This is a genomic window from Plantactinospora sp. B24E8 (assembly GCF_039871735.1).
GTDB lineage: Bacteria > Actinomycetota > Actinomycetes > Mycobacteriales > Micromonosporaceae > Plantactinospora.
Genome location: NZ_JBDPMH010000002.1, coordinates 71,711 through 92,119 on the forward strand (window position 1 = coordinate 71,711; position 20,409 = coordinate 92,119).

Below are 20,409 nucleotides of genomic sequence, written 5' to 3' on the forward strand. Positions count from 1 at the left end.
TTCCTGTGCCCGCCGCCCACCGCCGCCGGTCCAACCCACCGCTCACCGACCTCGTCGGCGCAGCCCGCCGGTTCGCCGGTCGGGTTCCGAAGGTTCGACCATCCTGGCCAGGCCCTCCGGTGGCGACGACCGACCGGTCCGGTCGCCTGCTGCGCGCCGGTTGTCGGGCGTGAACCGGCCGGCCCGGCCCGGCCGGCGGTCCGTCGCCCGACGACCGCAGTGCGGCAACCGTCGCATGGCCGCCAGCGGTCCCGACTCCGTCCCTGTCGCGCGCCCCACCACCCGCAGCCTGGAGGTAACCCGATGAACGATGCCCTGGCCGAGGCCCGTGAGCTGATCGAGGCCGGTGATCCGGCGGCGGCGGCACGGCGGCTGCGCGCGATGGCGGACCCGGTGCCCCTCGGCGATCTGGCTCCGGTGGTCGAACGGCTCGCCCGGCTGGTCGGCCTGGACGACCTGGCCGGGGCCTCGGCCCGGCTGGCCGCCGACCCGGACCGGACCCGGACGCTGTACGACTTCGGGTACGCCTGCGTCGAACACGACCTGGCGTTCCTGGCGGTACCGGCGCTGACCGAGGCGCTACGCCGGGCACCCGACGCCGACGGCGTACTCGCCGAACTGGCCGTGGCGTTGGAGGAGGAGCAGCGGCACGCCGAGGCGGTGGCCGCGCTCGAACGACGCGGGGACAGCCTGCCCGCCTGGCCGCACCGTTACCTGCTGGTCTACAACGCGCTGATGGCCGGCGACCTGGAGCGGGCGGGACGGCATCTCGACCGGCTGCCCGCCCCGGAGGACGGAGACTGGCGGCCGGCCCACGAACGGGTGACCCGGATGGTGGCCCGGGCCGCCCTGCTCGTCGGGGAAGGCGCCCTCGACCGGCGGGACCTGCGGGGCTGGCACTTCGTCCTCACCGGCGGTGTGCTGGGCACCCTGTCGCCGTACGGCTTCGACGCGGGAATGACCGGGCGGTACGCGTACCAGCAGGACAGTTTCGACCTCTGCCGGCTCGGCCTGGACCGGCTGCGGCTGGTCCTGACGGCGACGGGCCGGCGGCCGGAGTCGTTGGCACTGCTGCCGGACCGGTCCAGCCGGATCCTGGGGCTGGCCGCGGCGGAACTGCTCGGACTGCCGGCCGTTCCGTTCGGCGCCGAGCGCCGGAACACCCTGGTGGTGGCGTACGACCTCACCGAGGTCGAGGACCGCGACGTGCTGGGCGCACTCCGGGAGCGCGCTGCGGGGGAGATCCTGTTCGAACACGGCACCTGCTGGACCAGCCCGCCACCGGTCTCCGCCGACGTCAGCACTCTGCTGGCACAGTTTCTCGTGGCGCCGTGGGGCGAGCGGCTGCGGCAGCGACCGGACGGCTCGGTGGGCCAGGAACCGGCCGACGACCGGTCGGTCGAGGAACTCGCCAGCGAGGTTGTCCGCGCCCAGGGCGAGCCGGACGCTGGTGACGGTGAGACGCCGCCGGACCCGGACGAGACACTTGCCCGCTTCGGGGCGACCGTCGTCGACGGGTGGCTGACCGGCCCCCGTGACCGGGTCCGGTCCTCCGGACCGGTGCCGAGTTCCCGGTTCAGCTGACCCCCGTGGTGTCAGGAAGGACCCCTTGCTGAGCAGCGGCTGCCGCCCGGCGACAGGAAGGGGTCCCTGCTCACAGCCGGAGGCTGTCGATCGCGGCCGTGACCAGTTCCTCGGGCGTCAGCGAGACGTCGAGGGTGACGATCCGTTCGTCGGGCTCGGGTCGCTCCAGGGTGGCGAGCTGGGAGTCGAGCAGGCTCGCCGGCATGTAGTGGCCGGTGCGTCGGGCCATCCGGGCCCGGATCACCTCGGCGGATCCGTCGAGCAGGACGAAGTCGAGGCTCGGCGGGCCCTGGCGGAGCACGTCCCGGTAGGAGCGTCGCAGCGCGGAGCAGGCGAGCACCGTCGAGGTTCCCTCGGCGGCCCGGGCCGCCATCCAGGTGGCCAGTTGGCGCAGCCAGGGCCAGCGGTGTTCGTCGCCGAGCGGTACGCCGGCCCGCATCAGCGCCACGTTCGCCGGTGGGTGGAAGTCGTCGGCCTCGACGAAGGCGAGTCCGGTGGCGGCGGCGATTCCCCTGGCCACGGTGGTCTTGCCCGACCCGGACACCCCCATCACGACGATGTGCCGGGTCGGGCGGACCAGACCTGGGACGGACCGGCCGTCACCAGTCATGGACGGTCCCGTCCTTGAGGCGGTTGAACGGCAGGTACGCCGGCACGTACGGGAACCGGGCGGCGGCCTCCTCGTCGAGTTCGACGCCGAGTCCGGGCTGTTCGCCCGGGTGCAGGTAGCCGTCGGTGAAGGTGAACGACTGCCGGAACACCTCGTCGGTCAGCGGCCCGTGCTGCATGTACTCCTGGATCCCGAAGTTGTGGATCGCCAGGTCGAGGTGGAGTGCGGCGGCCATCCCGACCGGGGAGATGTCGGTCGGGCCGTGGATGCCGGACTTGATCTGGTACTGCGCGGCGTAGTCGAGGAGCTTGCGCATGGCGGTGATGCCGCCGGTGTGGGTGACCGCCGAACGGACGTAGTCGATCAACTGGTCCCGGATCAGCGTCTGGTAGTCCCAGACCGTGTTGAAGACCTCGCCGATGGCCAGCGGGGTGGTGGTGTGCTGCCGGACCAGCCGCAGCGCCTCCTGGTTCTCCGCCGGGGTGCAGTCCTCGAGCCAGAACAGGTCGTACGGCTCCAGCGCCTTGCCGAGCTTGGCGGCCTGGATCGGGGTCAGCCGGTGGTGCGCGTCGTGCAGCAGCGGCAGTTCGGGACCGAACTCGTTGCGGACCGCCTCGAAGACCCCGGGCAGGTGCCGCAGGTAGGCGCGGCTGTCCCAGTCCTCCTCGGCGGGCAGCGGGATGCGTTGCGCCGGCTCGTAGTCGTACCGCTTGCCGTCGATGCTGGGCTGGGTGGCGACCCCGTAGACGGCGTTGATCCCGGGCACCGAGGTCTGCACCCGGATCGACCGGAAGCCGAGTTCCAGGTGGTGCCGGATCGAGTCGAACAGTTCCGGCAGGTCCCGGCCGGAGGCGTGGCCGTACGCCATGATGCCGGTCCGGGATGCCCCGCCGAGCAGTTGGTACAGCGGCATGCCGGCGGCCTTCGCCAGGATGTCCCAGAGCGCGACGTCCACCGCCGCGATCGCCGCCATGGTGACCGGGCCGCGCCGCCAGTACGCGGACCGGTAGAGGAACTGCCAGGTGTCCTCGATCCGGTGCGGGTCCCGGCCGATCAGCAGCGGTACGACATGGTCGGTGAGGTACGAGGCGACGGAGAGTTCGCGCCCGTTCAGGGTGCCGTCGCCCAGGCCGGTGATCCCCTCGTCGGTGGTGATCTTGAGGGTGACGAAGTTGCGGTCCGGACTGGTCACGATGACGTCCGCGGCGACGATCTTCACGGCGTGCCTTTCTCGGTGGGTCGGTCAGAGAATTGTCGGAGGTCGGCCGGTCCGCGCCGGCACCGGGTGGCCGGTCGGTGGGTTGGCCGCTCGGTGCGGGGTGCGGTTCACCACTCCGCGAACGAGCCGTCGGGGTGTCGCCAGACCGGGCCCCGCCAGCTGTGTCCGCGCTTGTCCGCCAGCCGTACGGCGTTCTCGTCGACCTCGATGCCGAGGCCGGGGCCGGTGAGTCGCAGGATGTGCCCGTCGACGAAGGCCAGCGGGGTGGTGTCCAGCACGTAGTCGAGCACCTCGGCACCCCGGTTGTAGTGGATGCCGATGCTCTGCTCCTGGATCAGGTGGTTGGGGGTGGCGAACGCGACCTGCAGGCAGGCGGCGAGCGCGATCGGCCCCAACGGACAGTGCGGTGCCAGCTGTACGTCGTACGTCTCGGCCAGCGCGGCGATCTTGCGGACCTCGGTGATCCCGCCGGCGTGCGACAGGTCGGGCTGGGCGACCGCGATCCCGGCCTGCAGCACCGGTAGGAACTCCTGCCGGCTGTAGAGCCGTTCCCCGGTGGCCACCGGGGTGCTGGTGCTTCGGACGAACTCGCCGATCAGGTGCGAGTTCTCCGGCACCACCGGCTCCTCCAGGAAGAGCGGCCGGTACGGCTCCAGCAGCGGTGCGACCCGGCGCGCGTTGGCCAGGGTGAACCGGCCGTGGAAGTCGACCGCGACGTCGCGGTGTTCGCCGAGCACCTCACGGGCGGCGGCGACCCGCCGCACGACACCGTCGAGTTCGGCGACCGAGGCGATCGGGTTCATCCGGCCGGAGGCGTTCATCTTGACCGCGGTGAGTCCGGCCGCGACCTGTTCGGCGACGTGGTCGGCGACCTCGGCCGGTTCGTCGCCGCCGACCCAGCCGTAGATCCGGATCCGGTCCCGGACCGGGCCGCCGAGCAGTTGGTGCACCGGGGCGCCGAGGTGCCGGCCGGCGATGTCCCAGAGTGCCTGGTCGAGCCCGGAGACGGCGCTGGCCAGGATCGGCCCACCCCGGTAGAACGACCCCTTGGTGAGCACCTGCCAGTGGTCCTCGATGCGCAGCGCGTCCCGGCCGACCAGCAGTTCGCTGAGCTGTTCGACGGCGGTGCGGACGGTTTCGGAGCGGCCCTCGCAGGTCGCCTCGCCCCAGCCGACGAGCCCGCTGTCGGTCTCGACCCGGACGAACAGCCACCGTGGTGGGACGAGGAAGGTCTCGACCCGGACGATCTTTGTCATGCTCTGTTTCGACCTCAGCCCTTGGTAGCACCGGCGGTCAGGCCGGAGACGACGTACTTCTGCACGAACAGCGCGATCAGCATGATCGGCAGGGTGACCACGGTGGACGCGGCCATCAGGCCGCCCCAGTCGATGCTGGCGTAACCGACGAAGTCGAAGATCGCCACCGGCAGGGTCTTGGTGTCGGCGCCGGAGAGCACCAGGGCGAACATGAAGTTGTTCCAGGAGAAGATGAAGGAGAGGATGCCGGCGGTGGCGATGCCGGGCGCGGAGAGCGGCAGGGTGATCCGGCGGAACGCCCCGATCGGGGTCAGGCCGTCGACCTGTGCCGACTCCTCAAGTTCCGTCGGCAGGCCGTCGAAGAAGCCCATCATGATGTAGACGATCAAGGGCAGCGACACGAACATGTGGCTGAGGATCAGGACGGTGAAGCCGCCGACCAGCCGCAGGTTGCTGAAGACGTAGTACCAGGGCACCAGCAGGCTGACGCCGGGGATGACCCGGGCCATCAGCACCACCAGCGCCGACCGGCGCATGGTGAACCGGCTCATCGAGTACGCCGCCGGCACGCCGAGCAGCAGCGACAGCGCGGTGGCGGCGAACGCCACCCAGAGGCTGTTGCCGATGAACTGGAGGTAGTTCGCCTGCTGCAGCACCTTCGTGTAGTTGTCGAAGGTGGGGGAGAAGACCAGGGCCTTGCCGGAGTCGTAGATGTCGACGTTGGTCTTGAACGAGGCGCCGACCATCCAGAGCAGCGGGGCCAGCAACGCGACCACCACGACCGCGAGCGCGACCGCCCGGAAGATCTTGTACGCGCGACCCATCACCGCTCACCCTTCTTCTTGGTACGGGAGGTCAGCAGCCACATCGAGCCGATGATGATCAGGAAGAAGATGATCAGAACGGTGGAGGAGATGCCGTACTCGTTGTAGTCGAAGCTCAGCCCGTAGGCGTACACGTTCAGGGTCTCGACCTCGTGGAACGACCCACCGCCACGACCCTTGGTGGCGTAGAGGATGTCGAAGGTCTTCAGCGCGTCGATGCCGCGCAGCAGGATCGCCACCACCACGGTCGGCATCAGCAGTGGCAGGGTGACGTGCCGGAACCGCTGCCAGGCGTTGGCGCCGTCGACCCGGGCCGCCTCGTCCGGCTCGTTCGACAGCGAGGTGAGCCCGGCGAGCAGGATCAGGACCACCATCGGGGTCCACTGCCAGACGTCGATGAAGATGGTCGTCGGCAGCGCGCTGTGCTGGCCGGCCAGCCAGGGCTGCGGGCCGATGCCGATCCAGCCGAGCAGCTGGTTGGCCATCCCGATGTTCGGGTCGAAGATGAGCCGCCACATCATGCCGACCGCGACCGGGGTGGCGACCAGCGGCATCAGGATCGCCACCCGTACCCACCGCTCGCCCCTGAACGGGCGCCACAGCAGCAGGGCGACGGCCATGCCGATGACCACCTCGAAGAACAGTGCGACGCCGGTGAAGCCGATGGTCCGGGCGACCGCCGGCCAGAACCGGTCGGTGTCGGTCAGCACCTCCAGGTAGTTCTGGAAGCCGACAAACTCGGACTCGGCCCGGACCGAGCCCTCGGCGTCGGTCAGGCTGAGATAGAGGGTCCAGGCCAGCGGAAAGATGATCAGCGCCCCGACGAACGCCATGGCCGGCGCGGCGAAGAGCCACTTGCGGTGGTTGTTCGCCCAGCGGGCCCAGCCGGGCGTGTCGTCGAGGGTCGGGGCGGAGGGGTTGACTGCCATGGGAACTCCGGATTCGGGGCCAGGAGTGGGGGCGGTGGGCCGCGTGCGGCGTGCGGGACGGTGGGCGCGTGGGGGCACCGGTTTGGCGGCGCGGGGGTGCCGCGCACACCGCGTCACCCCGGCCGGCGGCCTACTTCTCGTCGTCCAGCAGCTTCTGGAACGCCTGGTTGGCGGCCTCCGCCGAGGCGGCGACGTCCTTGCCGGTGATGGCGTCCACGATCGGCTGGCCGACCAGCTCGCGGGACTCGGCCACCTTGACCACCAGCGGGCGGTCGTGCCCGACGCCGTTGGCGGTGCTGACCGCGATCGCGTCCGCCAGGTCCTTCGGGTACGTCGCGATGCCCTCCGGGTTCGCCCAGACCGAGCCACGCGCCCCCGGCACGCCCGCCTTCTGCTGGGCCAGTGCCTGCTCCTTGCCGGCCGCCCACTCGATGAACTTCCAGGAGTTCGCCTGGTTCTCCGACGCGTCGTTCACGCCGAGCGCCCAGGACGGGATGTTGTACGGCTTCGAGCCGGCCGGTCCGGCCGGGAAGGGGGCGAAACCGACGGTGTCGGAGACCTTCGACTTGGCCGGGTCGGTGGCGTTCTTGTAGAGCGAGTTCGCCTCGGTGTAGAAGGCTGCCTTGCCCTGGGTGAAGATGGCCATCGCCTCGGACCAGCTCATGTCGGTGCTGATGTTCGCCGGGCCGTGCTCGCGCAGCAGCCCGCCGTAGAAGGCGTACGCCTGCTTGGCCTGCTCGGTGTTGACCGAGGCCTTGCCGCTGGCGTCGACGAAGTCGCCGCCGAAGCTGAACAGGAAGCTGGAGAACTGGGTGACGGCGGCGGCCTTGCCGGTCCGGGCCACGAAGCCGGCGGTGCCCGGGTTCTCCGCCTCGATCTTGGCCGCCGCCGCCTTCAGCTCGTCGAGGGTCTTCGGCGGTGCGCTGTAGCCGGCCTTCTGCAGCAGGTCCTTGCGGTAGTAGAGGACCTCCTGCTCGGTGATGATCGGGATACCGACCACCTTGTTCTCGTAGGTGGTGGCCTGCAGCGGGCCGCTCTGGAAGTCGTCGAGGGCGAAGTCCGCGCTGCCTTTGGCCTTGTCGGTCAGGTCGGCCAGGTAGCGGTTCTTGGCGAAGAGCTTCCCCTCCTGCAGCGGGCGGTACATCATCACGTCGATGTCGCTCGAGCCGGCGTTGAGCTTGACGTTGTACTGGTCGGAGAGCTGGTCCTCGCCCAGTTGGGTGACCTCGACCTTGAGTCCGGTCCGCTGCTCGAACTCCGGCAGCGCCTGCTTGATGTTCTCGGTCCAGACGTGGTTGACGAGGGTGACCCGCAGGGTGTTCGAGTCTCCGCCGTCGTCTCCGCCGCCGCAGGCGGACAGGCCGAGGGCAGCCACCACGGCCAGTGAGGTTCCGAATATCGATCGACGCAACACGTCCATCTTCCCTTCACTCGCGAACGACCCGCCGTTGGGCCGCCGCCGCGGATGCCCTACATCCGCTTAGTGCCGGATGCTAAGTCCATAAACCATACGTATGCAATAGCAGAGCCAGCACTGATAAGCTTTGTTGATGGTCCCGCCGTCTTCTGAGGACACCTCCGTCCGTCTGGACGCCGCACCTCCCCGGCTCGCCGGACTCGTCGAGTCAGGGCTGCACGCCCGCCTGCTCGACCAGCTCGGTACGGCTGTCTGCGGTGGTCGGCTCGCGCCGGGGTCCGTGCTCTACATCGACGACCTCGTCGAGCAGTACGCGGTCTCCCGCTCGGTCGTCCGGGAGGTTCTGCGGGTGCTCGCCTCGATGGGCCTCGTCGAGTCCCGCCGCCGGGTCGGCACCCTGATCCGCGCCGCCAGCGACTGGAACGTCTTCGACCCGCAGGTGATCCGTTGGCGGCTCGCCTCCGCCGGGCGGCTCGCCCAACTGCGCTCCATCACCGAGCTCCGGGCCGCCGTCGAGCCCCAGGCCGCCTCGCTGGCCGCCGCTCGGGCCACCCCGGACCAGGCCAGTGACCTGGTCGGACTCGCCGCGAAGTTGTGGGCGGCGGGCACCGCCGGCAACGAGGCCGAGTTCCTCCGCCTCGACATCGAGTTCCATCGCCTGGTCCTGGTCGGCTCGGACAACGAGATGTTCGTCAAGCTGCACGAACTGGTCGCCGAGGTTCTCGCCGGCCGCTACCACTACGACCTGATGCCGCACTTCCCCCACGAGGAGGCGCTGCAGCTGCACGCCGAGGTGGCCCAGGCGGTCCAGCGGCGGGACGGCGAACGTGCCAGGACCGCGATGGTCCAGATCATGGAACAGGCGATGACGGAGATGAGCACCCTCTGGGCGCGTACCGGTGCGGCGCCAATCCCCGCCGACCCCGGTCTCCGCTGATCCCGGTGCCACGGGGTCGGCGCCCACCGGGACGACCCCGGTGGGCGCCGGCGGACCAACACCGGTCCCGGTCGGGTCACCGTGCCTGTGGCGTACCCGGCGGGGTGGAGTCCGAACGGACGGACCGGGCTCTGCGGTACAGCACCCGGACCAGGCCGGCGGCGGAGATGAGGGCCCAACTCCCCTCCAGGAGGAGGAAGCCCCACGACCGGTCCGCCAGCGCGATCACGGCGAGCACCGCCGAGCCGACGAGGTTGAGCGTCAGATAGCCGAGGGAATCCGGGGAGAGCCGGGAGGTCTGGGCGGCGGCGAAGGCCGACAGGATCAGCAGGGAACCGATGATCTCGATCAGATCGACAGCAGTCATGGGTTTCTGCGCGCCGTCTTTGCTGGGCCGGGTACGGCTGCGCGCTCGTCCGGGGCGGACACGTTCCGGTACCGCCTGGTGATCGAGACTACCTCGGTGGACCCGTCCGGGCCACCGGCCGGGTTCACCGAGGGGTGGTTGCGGGTCGGCGGACCCGGACCGGCGCCGGCTGGCCGACGGGTGGTTCGATGCAGGCCGGAACCGGGCGAGGAAGGGACGGGCGGGGATGGCCGGCTACGAACGGAACGGACGTGCGGGCGGTGGACGGATCCGCTGGTCCGAGCCGGTACGCCGGGTGCTCACCCGGATGTTCCAGGTCGACGACACCCCGGCGGACCCGTCCGCGGCGGGTGGGCCGGAGGCCGACCGGATCGTCGACTGCGCGACGTACCTGGAGGGTCGTCGGCTGCCGGGACGACCCGACTACCGGGCGGCGCTGGCTGCGGCCCGGCGCGGCCGGGGCTTCGTCTGGCTCGGGCTGCACGAGCCCACCGAGGCGGACTTCGCCCCGATCGCCCGCGCCTTCGGCCTGGACGACCTGGTCGCCCGGCACGCGGTCAACCGCGACCACCGGCCGGCGGTGGAACGGTACGACCAGGTGACCGTGCTGGTGCTGCGGACCACCCGGTACGTGGAGCACTCGGAGCTGACCGAGACCTCCGAGGTGGTGGAGACCGGGGTGGTCACCGTTTTTGTCGGGCCGGCGTTCGTGATCACCGTCCGGCACGGCGCACCGGGCGCGTTGCGGCCGGTCCGGGCCGACCTGGAGTCCCGACCGGCGCTGCTCGCGCTCGGCCCGTGGGCCGTCGGCTACGCGGTCTGCGACCGGCTCACCAGCTCGTACGTCGAGGTCGCCGCCGCCGTGGAGGCCGACATCGACGCGGTCGAGGAGCAGGTCTTCGCCGGGCGGCGCCAGGACCAGAGTGCGCACATCTACCAGCTCAAGCGGGAGCTGATGGAGTTCAAGCGGGCCGTCGCCCCGTTGCAGCGCCCGCTCGCCGCGCTGCTCGACGACCGGGTGCTGCCCCGACCGGTGATCCGGTACTTCCGGGACGTCAACGGCGCGCTGCTGCGTACGGTGGAACGGGTGGCCGCCTACGACGACCTGCTCAACTCGATCCTGCAGGCCCGGCTCGCCCAGGTCAGCGTGGAGCAGAACAACGACATGCGCAAGATCGCGGCGTGGGCGGCGATCTTCGCGGTGCAGACCTTCATCGCCGGCCTCTACGGGATGAACTTCGAGGTCATCCCCGGCTCGGAGCTGCCGTACGGCTTCTTCGCGGTGCTGCTGGTGATGGCGGTCGGCACGGTGCTGATGTACCGCGGTTTCCGCCGGAACAACTGGCTGTGAGGCCGGCACGGGCGGCGGCGGTCCGGGCGGCGGCGGTTTGGTTGACGGTCAGAGCCAGTTGCGGCGTTTGAAGATCAGATAGAGCGTGGTGCAGACCACCAGCATCAGGAACAGCGCGTACGGGTAGCCGAAGACCCAGTGCAGTTCGGGGATGTGGTCGAAGTTCATCCCGTACACGGTGCCGATCAGGGTCGGGGCGAACAGGATCGCCGCCCACGAGGAGATCCGCTTGATCTCCTCGTTCTGCGCGTAGCTCGCCTGGGTGAGGTTCTTGACCTCCTCGTTCTGCGCCTGCGACACCAGCGTGGCGTTGAGGGTCAGGATGTCGGCCAGGATCTGCCGGAACTCGTACACCCGCTCCGAGGCGGTGGTGGCGTGGTCGGCCACGTCGGCGAGATAACGACGCAGCTCCTCGTCGGTCGCGTACTTCTCGAACCCCGCCTCCAGCCCGCGCAGGATGTCGAGCAGCGGACGGGTCGCCCGCTGGAACTCGATGACCTCCCGGGACAGCTCGTAGATCCGCCGGGTCACCCGGGGGTCGCCGCCGAACACCTCCGTCTCGATCTCGTCGATGTCGTTCTGCAGCCCGCCGACCACCGGGGCGTAGCCGTCGACGACGCTGTCCAGGATCGCGTACAGCACCGCCTCCGGGCCACGTCGGAGCAGGTCGGGGTCGTTCTCCATCCGGCGACGGACCGCGGTCAGGTCGGGAGCCTGCCCGTGCCGCACGGTCAGCACGAAGTTGGCGCCGACGAAGACGTGCACCTCGCCGAAGTCGACCTCCTCGGCCTCGTCGAGGTACCGGGCGGCCCGGAGCACCACGAAGAGGGTGTCGCCGTACCGCTCCAGCTTCGGGCGCTGGTGCGCGACGATGGCGTCCTCGACCGCGAGCTCGTGCAGGCCGAACTCCTCCGCGACGGCGAGCAGTTGGCGCTCGGTCGGCCGGTACAGCCCGATCCAGGCCATCGTGCCCGGCTGTTCCCGCAGCCGGCGGCAGGTCTCCGACAGACTGGCCGGCCCGTCGATCCGCTGCCCGTCCCGGTAGAGCGCCGAGGTGACGACGCTCTCCTCGGCCGGCGGGGCCTGCTCGGCTCCCCGGGGGTCCATGGAGAGTTCCGGTGGCGACTGCGGGTACCGGTCCTGGGAGCGGCGCAGGGCGCGCTTCGCCGGACGGAGGGCCCGCGAACGCCAGTCGGACATGCAAAGCCTCCACAACGAGACGCCGGTCGACGTGTGCGGCGATCCCTGGAAGGGCTGGTCCAACACGGTCGGCCGACGGCCGTACCGGGCCGCCAGCCCACCTCACCGCCACCCGGTGCCGAGCACGGAAACGGAATCCGGCCGGCCGGCACCGGGTAGGTGACCACCTCCTTCACGTTAGGCCGGTCAACGACCGTTCGCACCCCGAGTCACGGACAACGCCGGGGCCGGTCAGCCGCCGGCCACCGAGGGGATCACCTGGACCTCGGCGTTCTCGCCGACCGGCGCGTCGAGGCCACCGACGTGTCGGCAGTCCTCACCGTCGACGTACACGTTGACGTACCGGCGCAGCGCGCCCTGCTCGTCGCGGAGCCGTCGGGTCAGACGCGGCCAGTGCTCCGCCATCTCGTCGAGGACGGCGCGGAGCGTGCCGGCGGCGGTGATCGTCAACTGGCTCTCGCCGGCGACCTCACCACGCAGCGCGGCCGGCACGAGTACGGTCACCATCGCTACACCTGCGCGGCCCGGACGCAGAGCACGTCGGGCAGGTGGGCGGCGACCAACGACCAGGAGTCCCCCTCGTCCGGGCTGGCGTAGACCTCTCCGGAGCGGGTGCCGAAATAGACCCCGGCCGGGGTGCCGTCGTCCACGCACATCGCGTCCCGGAGCACGGCGGGGTGGAAGGGCCCGGTCGGCAGCCCCCGCGAGGCCGACTCCCAGGTCTGGCCGGCGTCGGTGGAGCGGAAGACCCGGCACCGCCGGCCGACCGGGAAGCGCTCACCGTCCGCCGTCAGGGGAAAGGTGAAGATCGTGCCGCCCCGGCGCGGATGGGCCACCATCGGGAAGCCGAAGTCGCTCGGCAGCCCGTCGGCGATCGACTCCCAGGTGACGCCCCCGTCCCCGGAGCGGTAGACGCCGTGGTGGTTCTGCGCGTACAGCTGTTCGGGATTCGCGGCGTCCCGGGCCACCTTGTGCACGCACTGGCCGAACTCCGGCCACTCGTCGGGCAGGAAGTACGCCCGGATGCCGGTGTTCTGGGGGTGCCAGGTCGCACCGGCGTCGTCCGTCGCGTAGACCCCGCCCGTCGACATGGCGACGAGGATCCGGGCCGGGTCGGTCGGATGCGGCAGCACGGTGTGGATCGCCTGGCCGCCGAAGCCCGCCTCCCACTGTTTGCGGTGCGGGTGGTCCCACAGCGGGCGGACCAGCTCGTAGTGGACGCCGCGGTCGACCGACCGGAAGAGCGCGGACGGCTGGGTGCCCGCGTAGACCACGTCCGGCTCGTCGGCCGGGCCGGGGGCGAGCTGCCACACCCGTTCCAGGCTGACCCCGGCGTCGGCGGGAAACGCCAGCGGTGCCTCGGCGGGCTCCTGCCAGGTCGCGCCGAGGTCGTCACTGGTGGCGACGCTCGGGCCGAAGTGGGAACTGGTGACTCCGGCGAGCAGCCGGGGAGTGGACCGGCGGGTGTCGATGGCGACCGAGTAGACCCCGGTCATCGGGAAGTGTGGGCCACTCACCTGCCAACTGGCCCGGCCGTCCTCGCTGGTGGCGAGGAAGAGACCCTTGCCGGTGCCGATCGCGAGCAGGACTGTCATGATCGGTTTCCTTTCCGTCACGGAAGGTGGTCGCCGGCCAGTATGGCGACCGTCACCGACAGAAATGACCCGCCGAGCCCGGAGCCCGGCGGGTCGGGGGCGCGGTTCGACTGTCACCGGCCATCCGGGGCCGGGGTCACTCCGGTGTGCCGTTGAGCATCCACGGCAGGTTGAACTTGCGGAACACGATCGAACGGCGTGAGGTGTCGCTGGCACTGGTGTTCTCGTTGACCTCGACCAACGCCCCGACGTGGTAGTCCGCCGTCTTGGCCAGGCTCGAGTAACCTCCCTCGGCCACGTTGCCGCCGCCCAGTCCGGACCAGGCGGGCAGCGGCGCGTCGCTCAACCGGCGGTACACCGGCCAGCTCCGCCCCTCGTCGTAACTGATCCGTACGGTCATCTTCGTCCGGGTCTCGGTACTGGCCGAGTTCAGGAAGACGATCCGGGTCGGCGAGTCGGTGTTGTACCGCAGGATGGAACCCTGGGCGCGGGGGTCCAGCAGGGTCGGATCGGGGGCGAAGGTGTCGAAGCCGCCCTCGACGGTCCCACGGGCCACCCATCGGCGCTTCGCGGCCTCCCAGACCGAGCCCACGGCCCGGTCGTTGCGCATGAGTCGTCCGTCCCGGAGTTCCAGTACGGTGCCCTCGCTCGTACCCTCCTGGTAGCCGCCGCCGGCGCTGGTCAGTCGCTGCACCTTCCAGGTCGTGCCGTGGTCGTCGCTGTAGATGTTGCGGTGCAGCGCCGGGATCACCAGCCGGCCGGTCGAGGTCTGGACGCCGACTCCGGGACCCATCGCGTCCCAGGCCCAGGTCGTGCCGTTGCCGAACGTTCTCGGCTTGAGCGACGCGCTCATGTCCACCGGGTCGGTCCAGCTCAGTCCGTCGTCGGTGCTGCGGGAGACGTACACCTTGCGGTGCTCCCAGGCGGTGATCCGGGTGGTGCCGGCGTCGCCGTTCTGGCTGTAACCGGCCGGGTTCCAGGACATGAACATCCAGACGGTGCCGGTGTCCCGGTCGACGACCGCGGTCGGGTTTCCCCAGGTCCCCTGCCCGGCGCCGACCACCTCACGCAGGGCGGACCAGGTGGCGCCGTTGTCCGTCGAACGCTTGTAGACCAGGTTGATGTTGCCCCAGTCCCGGTTGTCCGCGGCCCGGCCCTCGGCGAACGCGAGCAGGGTGTCGGACCTGGTCCGCACCAGGGACGGAATCCGGAACGAGTGGTACGTGATGCCGTTGAGCGATTCGCCGCCGCCGCCGTCGAAGAGCAGCCGCTCGCTGTGGCTGGCCGGCGCCGCGACGGCGGGGCCGCCCGCCACCGCCATGCCGACCACCAGGCAACCGACCAGCATCACCGCCGTACTGTTCCGCCAGCTTCGCACCGGGTCTCCTTCCCGATCGTCGTCAGACCAGCAGGTCCTTGTAGTAGATGCTGGCCAGTCGGTTCGGCGCGTCCCGGGAGGCGAAGCCGAAACAGAGCCGTGCGGTGGCCGGGTCGGCGGCGTTGGTGAGCTGCACCGCCATCCCCTCCGGCTCCCGGAACGACAGTGAGTAGCCCGCCTGCGACCACGCCCGCTGTACCACCGCGCCGGTGTTCAGGTCGACGGTGGTGATGTGCATGTTGCCATGCTCTGCCTCGACCGAGTCGTACGTGCCGTACGCGCTGCCCTCCAGCAGATAGAGGTAGCGGCCGAAGCTGGTGTAGCCCTGGAACGGTCGTTCGGCGGCGACCACGGCCGGCTCGTCGACGGTCGCCAACGGGGTGTACGTACCGGCCTTGACCGCGGTCAGGTCGAAGGCGGAGATCCGCATCCGTCCACCGAGCGAGTAACGCATGATCAGTCGGTTGTGCACGGCGTCGACCGAGGCGGTGGTGTTGGTGGCCCCGGCGATCGGACTGTGCTTCTCCATCGGTGAGGAGTTCGTCAGCACGGCACGGTTGACAAACGGGAACCGGGCCAGCCGGGTGCCCCGGGCGCTCTCGCCGGCCGGTGCGGCGTCCACCTCGGTCCAGAGGTACGTGCCCGAGCCGACCGGCTCGGCACCGATCGACACGCCGTGTCCGAAGCCGAGCAGGTACATCTGACCGAGTTGGTTACCGGCGAAGTCGAGCTGGGTCACGCAGAGGTCGCCGGCCGCGTTGCGGGCCGCGCCGCTGACCGGCGCCGGCTCGGCGAGCTGCAGGCCGCCCTGGAGCACCTGCGCGACGTAGATTCGCCGGTTGATGTTGTCGAACCCGAACGACTGCAGCACCGTCCCGTTGCGCAGCGGCTTCTCCCGGAAGAGCGGATCCGAGCCGTCGGTGAGGTCGAACCTTGGTGAGTCCGGCAGCGCCGCCGCCGCGTAGCCTTCCCGTGCCGCGGATATTCCCCGCTCGGCCGAGACTGCCCGCGGCGCCGACGATCCGGGGGCGGCGGCGGCCGGGGCGGCAGCGCTGACAACGGCGCCGAGCGTCACTCCGCCACCGGTGGCCAACAGGTTCCGTCGCGACATCGCCGCTGCCATCGGTCGCCTCCGATAGTCAATTACTTGCATTTACCGAACTGAGTGAGAAAGAAACTGCCACATCCTCCGAAGGATCCGCAAGAGTGCGAGGCGAACCGGAGGGGCGCCGGGACTCTAGACTCGCGCCATGACACACCGGACGGCGCGGCCACCGTCGAGGCCGCCGTCAGACCGGGGAACGGCCCGGTCCTGGCCCGGTCCGGGGCTCTGGGCACTCTTCGCCGGGACGGCGGTCGTCTCGTCGGTGCTCGTGCTGCGCCGACCGGGCTGGGAGCGGCTGTCAGATCTGCACATCTACCGAGGGGCCGTACGACACCTCCAGGCCGGACATCCGCTGTACGACTACGCCGCCCCGAACGGCGGCCCGTTCACCTATCCGCCGTTCGCCGCGCTGCTCCTCGGTCCCATCGGACCGGTGCCCGAGCGTGTCGTACAGCTGGTCTGGCTGGCCCTGACCTGCGCGGCGGTCGCCGCCATCGCGATGGTGACCGGTCGTGCCCTCGGCCGACCGGACCGGCGTGCCGTGATCGTCCCCGCCATCGCCTGCGCGCTGATGGTCTCCGCGCCGGCGCAGAGCAACCTGCGGTTCGGGCAGGTGAGCGTCTTCGTCGTGCTGCTGGCCCTGGTCGACGGGGTGGGACTCACCCCGGCCCGGTACCGGGGTGTCCTGGTCGGGCTCGCCGCCGCGATCAAACTCACCCCACTGCTGTTCCTGGTCTTCTTCCTGTTCTCCCGTCGGTACCGGGACGCCGTACGCGCCGGTGTGACCTTTCTGGCCTGTGCCGCGCTCGGCGCGGTTGTCCTGCCCGCCGACAGTTGGACCTTCTGGGCCGGCACCGTGCTGAACACCGACCGGGTCGGCAACCTCGCCTCGCTCGGCAACCAGTCCGTGCACGGCATGCTGCTCCGGGCCGGTGTCGACGGCGGGACCCTCCCCCTGCTCTGGGCCGCCCTGGTGCTGGTGATCTGCGGACTGGCGCTGCTACGGGCCCGACAACTGCAGTTCGCCGGGCACGGTACCCACGCCGCCGTACTCGTCGGCTGCGCGACCGTCGCGGCCTCACCGGTCTCCTGGACCCACCACCAGATCTGGCCGGTGCTGGCCGCGATGCTCCTGATCGGCGCGTACGGCATCGCGCGCCGGGTGGCCGGGATGATGCTGCTGACCGTGCTGGTGTTCTCCCTCGGCGTGCTGCTCGGCGACGTGGCGTTGACCCCGGGCATGCAGTTCCTCTTCGAGAACTCCCGCTCGTTCGCGGTCATCACCGTCTGTGTGACCGGCTTCGGCGGGCTCACCGTCGCTGCGGTGGTCGCCGGCAGACGTACCTCCGCCGCCCGGGGCTGGCTCCGGGCCGGCACCGCCGCGACCGTCGCGGTCGCCTTCTTCGCCGTACAGCCGCTGCCGGCCGGCGCCGACCCGACCTTCAAGGCGTACGCCTTGACCGACGTGCCGAACCCGCGATACTTCTTCGTCTGCCGGAGCCGTGCGCAGTGCGCCGAGTTCGGTGCCGGCGCGCCGATCCGGTTCGGACGCGCGACCGAACCGACCAAGGTACGGATCAGCGGTGTCGTCGACGCGACCATCCACCGGCTGGAGTACCGGTCCGCGCCGGGCGGCGCCGCCCGGGACATCCCCCTGCTGCCGGTCTATCCGGGGCAGTGGCTCTTCTCATTCCGGTCGGCGAGCCTGGCACACGGGCAGTTGACCGCGTACGGTGTCGACGGCCGGCCGATCGCCACCTACGGTTCCGAACTCCAGGGCGGGTAGCCGGTGGCGGAGCGGATGCCGAGCCGGACCTCGTCCGGCCGGCCGGTCTGGCCCGGGCGTGCCCTAGGCCGTGTACCAAAGTCGGGTTCATAGCCATTCGTTGATCGCGGCGATGTGCACGGTGGCTTCGTAGCGGACGGCGAGCTTGTCGAACCGTGTCGCGACCGATCGGTTGCGTTTGAGCCGGTTGATGCCGCACTCCACGGCGTGGCGCTGCTTGTAGATCTCCGGGTCGAATGCTGGTGGGCGCCCGCCCTTGGACCCGAGCTTGCGCCGGTTGGCGTCCTGGTCGGCCTTGGACGGGATGGTCGCCTTGATCCCGCGTCGGCGCAGGTAGCGGCGGGTGTCCTTGCTGGTGTACGCCTTGTCGGCCAGGACCCGGTCCGGGCGGCTACGGGGCCGGCCACCACCGGGCCGGGGCACCCGTATCCCCTCGATCACCGCGATGAACTGCGGGTTGTCCCCGCGCTGCCCGGCGGTCAGCACGATCGACAGCGGCTTCTGCCCCTGCTCGCAGGCCAGGTGCACCTTCGTGGTCAGCCCGCCGCGGGAGCGGCCCAACGCGTGATCGGCCGGCTCGGTGTGTACCCCGCCGGGCGGTTCGGTCTGGGCGTCCGGGTTCCTGCGCGCCCCGGCGGCGTGCTGATGGGCACGGGCGATCGTCGAGTCCACCGACACGTCCCAGACGATCCGGCCGGCGGCGTCGGCCAGGGCTTGCAGTGCGGTCAGGATCCGCGACCAGGTTCCGTTGCGCTGCCAGCGGCGGAACAGGTTGTACGCGGCCATCCACGATCCGTAGCACTGCGGTACGTCTCGCCAGGGTGCGCCGGCTCGGGTCCGCCACCGGATCCCGTCGATGAGCTGCCGTTTCGTCCAGGTCGGCGGCCGTCCTGCCTTCTTCGGCGCGGGCAGCAGCGGTTCCAGTACCGCCCACTGTGCGTCGGTCAGGTCGTGCCGCCTCGTCACCGCTACAGTGGTCACGAGGTCTCCGTGTAGATGGTCTTCTTAGTCGAAAACTCATCTACCGGAGGCCTCACTATCTACCGGCTGTTACACGCCGAACTTCCCCAAATAGTCACCGACCGACTTTGGTACACGGCCTAGACGCTCGTCGCCTCGTCGAGATCCTCCGGCAACAACAGCTGGAGCTCCTCGGCGGTGGGCATCCGACGGAGTTGGCGCAGGCGCTGCGCCTGTGTCTTGCGCATGCCCTCGAAGAGCTTGCGCGCCTCGCGGCCGTTGCCGAAGTTGCGGTCGCCCATGCGTTCGCCGAAGTACCGAACCAGGCCGTCCCGGACCGGCTCGGTGATCGCGTACTCGTTGGACTCGGCCATCGAGGTGAAGATCTGGGCGAGCTCCTCGCTGGTGTAGTTCTCGAACTCGATTGTCTTGTTGAACCGGGACGCGAGCCCTGGGTTGGCGTCGAGGAACTGGCGCATCTCGTCGGTGTACCCGGCGACGATGACCGCCACCTCGTGCCGGTGGTCCTCCATTAGCTTCACCAGGGTGTCGATGGCCTCCTGCCCGAAGTCGGCGGAGGAGCCGAAGGACCGGGACAGCGTGTACGCCTCGTCGATGAAGAACACCCCGCCGAGCGCCGACTCGAACGCGGCGGTGGTCTTCTCGGCGGTGTGGCCGAGGTACTGCCCGACCAGGTCCCGGCGGGCCACCTCCTTGACCGCACCCTGTGGCAGCACGCCCAGCGCGGAGAGGAGTTGGCCGAACAGCCTGGCCACGGTGGTCTTGCCGGTGCCCGGGGCACCAGCGAAGATCAAGTGGTTGGTGGTGGGGGCGACGGTGAGGCCGCCGCTGCGACGCCACTCGTTCACCTGGATCTCGTCGACGATCGCCCGGACCTCGCGTTTCACCCCGGGCAGCCCGATCAGTCCGTCGAGTTCGGTGAGCAGCCGGTCCACCTTGCCGTCGTCGGCCGCCCCGGCGCGCTCGCTGGCCCCGATCTGGGCCCGGCGGCGGCGGTCGCTGGTGGTGACCTCGGCACGGGAACCGGGCGGTACCAGGACACCGGGGGCGGCGGTCGACTCGGTCCGGCAGTCGACCAGCTCACCGCCGCAGTCGACGCCCAGGCTGATGCCGACCCCGCCGGCGTCGTGCACCCAGCAACCGCGCAGGACCGGCGCACTCTGCTGGGCAACCGCGATGCCTACCTCACCGACCCGGGCCACCTCGCAGTTCTCCACCGTGGGGCGCGAATACTCGTATACGTAGATGCCCCGGTAGCCGCAGTCGGTGATGGTGCAATTACGCAACACCGGGTCGGCGGAGCGGATGATGACCCCGTCCTCCACCACGTTGGTGATCTGGCAGTCGGTGACGGTGCCTTCGCAGTTGTCGAGGTAGAGACCGACGTGGGCCTGTGACACCTTGCACCGGGTCAGTTCGAACCGGCCGCGGGAGCTCACCCGTACGGCTGCGGCTGGGCCGGCGACGACGACACAGTCGCGCATCGTGGTGGAGCCGCCAGCGGCACTCACGGTCGGTGCGTCCGCCCCCTGTAGAACCAAATCAGCTAACTCGACAGTGGACTGCCGGCAGTCGAACACCGGCGCTGCCGGATTCCGGGCCACCACCGTCACCGTGCCCGCCCCGCCGCTCGCGACGATGCTCAGCCGACGACCGCTGAGGGTCAGGTTCTCGTGATACTCGCCGGGCGCAACCGTGATCGCGGATCCGTCGGGGGCCTGCTGGACCGCGTCGTTGATGGTGGGGTACGCCCCGGGCAAGGCAGCCGAGACCTGAACGTTGTGTGTCATGGCTCCGCAGGGGGGATTGGGAAAGCGACGAAGTTCCTGAAGGGACTCTAGCAGGACGGAAACCGGTCGAGACCGGACGC

At 70.3% G+C, this 20,409-nt stretch carries 18 protein-coding genes and 1 riboswitch; of the genes, 4 read left to right on the forward strand and 14 right to left on the reverse strand.

Annotated elements, in window-relative coordinates; all coding sequences use genetic code 11:
• Positions 1 to 303: 303 nt before the first annotated feature.
• Positions 304 to 1,584 (forward strand): hypothetical protein, encoded by a 1,281-nt coding sequence (locus ABGB21_RS04305; RefSeq protein WP_347653200.1) that lies wholly within the window; start codon positions 304 to 306, stop codon positions 1,582 to 1,584.
• Positions 1,585 to 1,654: 70 nt separating this feature from the next.
• Here ABGB21_RS04305 and ABGB21_RS04310 read toward each other — a convergent pair whose 3' ends face one another.
• From ABGB21_RS04310 to ABGB21_RS04335, 6 genes are all read right to left on the reverse strand, one after another.
• Complete coding sequence (locus ABGB21_RS04310; protein ID WP_347653199.1) at positions 1,655 to 2,194, reverse strand: gluconokinase; 540 nt, start codon at positions 2,192 to 2,194, stop codon at positions 1,655 to 1,657.
• Positions 2,184 to 3,413, reverse strand: a complete 1,230-nt coding sequence (gene manD / locus ABGB21_RS04315; RefSeq protein ID WP_347653198.1) for a D-mannonate dehydratase ManD — start codon at positions 3,411 to 3,413, stop codon at positions 2,184 to 2,186. Before manD ends, ABGB21_RS04310 begins: the two co-directional genes overlap by 11 nt.
• A gap of 107 nt (positions 3,414 to 3,520) precedes the next feature.
• On the reverse strand, positions 3,521 to 4,669 hold the full coding sequence (gene dgoD, locus ABGB21_RS04320) for a galactonate dehydratase (protein ID WP_347653197.1): 1,149 nt from the start codon (positions 4,667 to 4,669) through the stop codon (positions 3,521 to 3,523).
• A gap of 14 nt (positions 4,670 to 4,683) precedes the next feature.
• Positions 4,684 to 5,493, reverse strand: coding sequence for a carbohydrate ABC transporter permease (locus ABGB21_RS04325; protein WP_347653196.1), 810 nt, complete (start codon positions 5,491 to 5,493; stop codon positions 4,684 to 4,686).
• Entirely contained in the window at positions 5,493 to 6,422 is a 930-nt protein-coding gene (locus ABGB21_RS04330; RefSeq protein WP_347653195.1) for a sugar ABC transporter permease, read from the reverse strand. Before ABGB21_RS04330 ends, ABGB21_RS04325 begins: the two co-directional genes overlap by 1 nt.
• 130 nt (positions 6,423 to 6,552) lie before the next feature.
• Positions 6,553 to 7,797 (reverse strand): sugar ABC transporter substrate-binding protein, encoded by a 1,245-nt coding sequence (locus ABGB21_RS04335; protein ID WP_347676425.1) that lies wholly within the window; start codon positions 7,795 to 7,797, stop codon positions 6,553 to 6,555.
• Positions 7,798 to 7,972: 175 nt separating this feature from the next.
• Here ABGB21_RS04335 and ABGB21_RS04340 point away from each other — a divergent pair, with 175 nt between their 5' ends.
• On the forward strand, positions 7,973 to 8,776 hold the full coding sequence (locus tag ABGB21_RS04340; protein WP_347653193.1) for an FCD domain-containing protein: 804 nt from the start codon (positions 7,973 to 7,975) through the stop codon (positions 8,774 to 8,776).
• 76 nt (positions 8,777 to 8,852) lie between these two features.
• Here ABGB21_RS04340 and ABGB21_RS04345 read toward each other — a convergent pair whose 3' ends face one another.
• Complete coding sequence (locus ABGB21_RS04345; RefSeq protein WP_347653192.1) at positions 8,853 to 9,143, reverse strand: hypothetical protein; 291 nt, start codon at positions 9,141 to 9,143, stop codon at positions 8,853 to 8,855.
• 7 nt (positions 9,144 to 9,150) lie between these two features.
• Positions 9,151 to 9,216, reverse strand: a riboswitch (guanidine-III (ykkC-III) riboswitch).
• A 153-nt stretch (positions 9,217 to 9,369) separates the two neighbouring features.
• Here ABGB21_RS04345 and ABGB21_RS04350 point away from each other — a divergent pair.
• On the forward strand, positions 9,370 to 10,494 hold the full coding sequence (locus tag ABGB21_RS04350) for a magnesium and cobalt transport protein CorA (protein ID WP_347653191.1): 1,125 nt from the start codon (positions 9,370 to 9,372) through the stop codon (positions 10,492 to 10,494).
• A 48-nt stretch (positions 10,495 to 10,542) separates the two neighbouring features.
• Here ABGB21_RS04350 and ABGB21_RS04355 read toward each other — a convergent pair whose 3' ends face one another.
• The 5 genes from ABGB21_RS04355 to ABGB21_RS04375 form a co-directional block, all read right to left on the reverse strand.
• A complete protein-coding gene (locus ABGB21_RS04355) occupies positions 10,543 to 11,694 on the reverse strand; it encodes a magnesium and cobalt transport protein CorA (RefSeq protein ID WP_347653190.1) in 1,152 nt (383 codons plus the stop codon).
• Positions 11,695 to 11,925: 231 nt separating this feature from the next.
• The gene (locus ABGB21_RS04360) at positions 11,926 to 12,201 is read right to left on the reverse strand and encodes a ubiquitin-like small modifier protein 1 (protein WP_347653189.1); all 276 of its coding nucleotides are present in this window, start codon (positions 12,199 to 12,201) and stop codon (positions 11,926 to 11,928) included.
• A 2-nt stretch (positions 12,202 to 12,203) separates the two neighbouring features.
• Complete coding sequence (locus tag ABGB21_RS04365; RefSeq protein ID WP_347676427.1) at positions 12,204 to 13,289, reverse strand: exo-alpha-sialidase; 1,086 nt, start codon at positions 13,287 to 13,289, stop codon at positions 12,204 to 12,206.
• A 136-nt stretch (positions 13,290 to 13,425) separates the two neighbouring features.
• On the reverse strand, positions 13,426 to 14,667 hold the full coding sequence (locus ABGB21_RS04370; protein WP_347676429.1) for a sialidase family protein: 1,242 nt from the start codon (positions 14,665 to 14,667) through the stop codon (positions 13,426 to 13,428).
• A gap of 22 nt (positions 14,668 to 14,689) precedes the next feature.
• Entirely contained in the window at positions 14,690 to 15,778 is a 1,089-nt protein-coding gene (locus tag ABGB21_RS04375) for a hypothetical protein (protein ID WP_347653186.1), read from the reverse strand.
• Positions 15,779 to 15,917: 139 nt separating this feature from the next.
• Between ABGB21_RS04375 and ABGB21_RS04380 the strand changes: the two genes are divergently transcribed.
• A complete protein-coding gene (locus ABGB21_RS04380; RefSeq protein ID WP_347676431.1) occupies positions 15,918 to 17,558 on the forward strand; it encodes a glycosyltransferase 87 family protein in 1,641 nt (546 codons plus the stop codon).
• A gap of 87 nt (positions 17,559 to 17,645) precedes the next feature.
• Here the strand turns inward: ABGB21_RS04380 and ABGB21_RS04385 are convergent, their stop codons facing one another.
• Complete coding sequence (locus tag ABGB21_RS04385) at positions 17,646 to 18,539, reverse strand: IS5 family transposase (RefSeq protein ID WP_347676433.1); 894 nt, start codon at positions 18,537 to 18,539, stop codon at positions 17,646 to 17,648.
• A gap of 119 nt (positions 18,540 to 18,658) precedes the next feature.
• A complete protein-coding gene (locus ABGB21_RS04390) occupies positions 18,659 to 20,329 on the reverse strand; it encodes a right-handed parallel beta-helix repeat-containing protein (RefSeq protein ID WP_347653184.1) in 1,671 nt (556 codons plus the stop codon).
• Positions 20,330 to 20,409 lie beyond the last annotated feature (80 nt).

What these genes read in the sequence shown, in the direction of transcription:
- ABGB21_RS04305 (WP_347653200.1), top strand. Translation starts at nt 304, where the DNA reads ATGAACGATGCCCTGGCCGAGGCCCGTGAGCTGATCGAGGCCGGTGAT.
- ABGB21_RS04310 (WP_347653199.1), bottom strand. Translation starts at nt 2,194, where the DNA reads ATGACTGGTGACGGCCGGTCCGTCCCAGGTCTGGTCCGCCCGACCCGG.
- dgoD (WP_347653197.1), bottom strand. Translation starts at nt 4,669, where the DNA reads ATGACAAAGATCGTCCGGGTCGAGACCTTCCTCGTCCCACCACGGTGG.
- ABGB21_RS04325 (WP_347653196.1), bottom strand. Translation starts at nt 5,493, where the DNA reads ATGGGTCGCGCGTACAAGATCTTCCGGGCGGTCGCGCTCGCGGTCGTG.
- ABGB21_RS04330 (WP_347653195.1), bottom strand. Translation starts at nt 6,422, where the DNA reads ATGGCAGTCAACCCCTCCGCCCCGACCCTCGACGACACGCCCGGCTGG.
- ABGB21_RS04340 (WP_347653193.1), top strand. Translation starts at nt 7,973, where the DNA reads ATGGTCCCGCCGTCTTCTGAGGACACCTCCGTCCGTCTGGACGCCGCA.
- ABGB21_RS04345 (WP_347653192.1), bottom strand. Translation starts at nt 9,143, where the DNA reads ATGACTGCTGTCGATCTGATCGAGATCATCGGTTCCCTGCTGATCCTG.
- ABGB21_RS04350 (WP_347653191.1), top strand. Translation starts at nt 9,370, where the DNA reads ATGGCCGGCTACGAACGGAACGGACGTGCGGGCGGTGGACGGATCCGC.
- ABGB21_RS04355 (WP_347653190.1), bottom strand. Translation starts at nt 11,694, where the DNA reads ATGTCCGACTGGCGTTCGCGGGCCCTCCGTCCGGCGAAGCGCGCCCTG.
- ABGB21_RS04360 (WP_347653189.1), bottom strand. Translation starts at nt 12,201, where the DNA reads ATGGTGACCGTACTCGTGCCGGCCGCGCTGCGTGGTGAGGTCGCCGGC.
- ABGB21_RS04365 (WP_347676427.1), bottom strand. Translation starts at nt 13,289, where the DNA reads ATGACAGTCCTGCTCGCGATCGGCACCGGCAAGGGTCTCTTCCTCGCC.
- ABGB21_RS04375 (WP_347653186.1), bottom strand. Translation starts at nt 15,778, where the DNA reads ATGTCGCGACGGAACCTGTTGGCCACCGGTGGCGGAGTGACGCTCGGC.
- ABGB21_RS04380 (WP_347676431.1), top strand. Translation starts at nt 15,918, where the DNA reads ATGACACACCGGACGGCGCGGCCACCGTCGAGGCCGCCGTCAGACCGG.
- ABGB21_RS04390 (WP_347653184.1), bottom strand. Translation starts at nt 20,329, where the DNA reads ATGACACACAACGTTCAGGTCTCGGCTGCCTTGCCCGGGGCGTACCCC.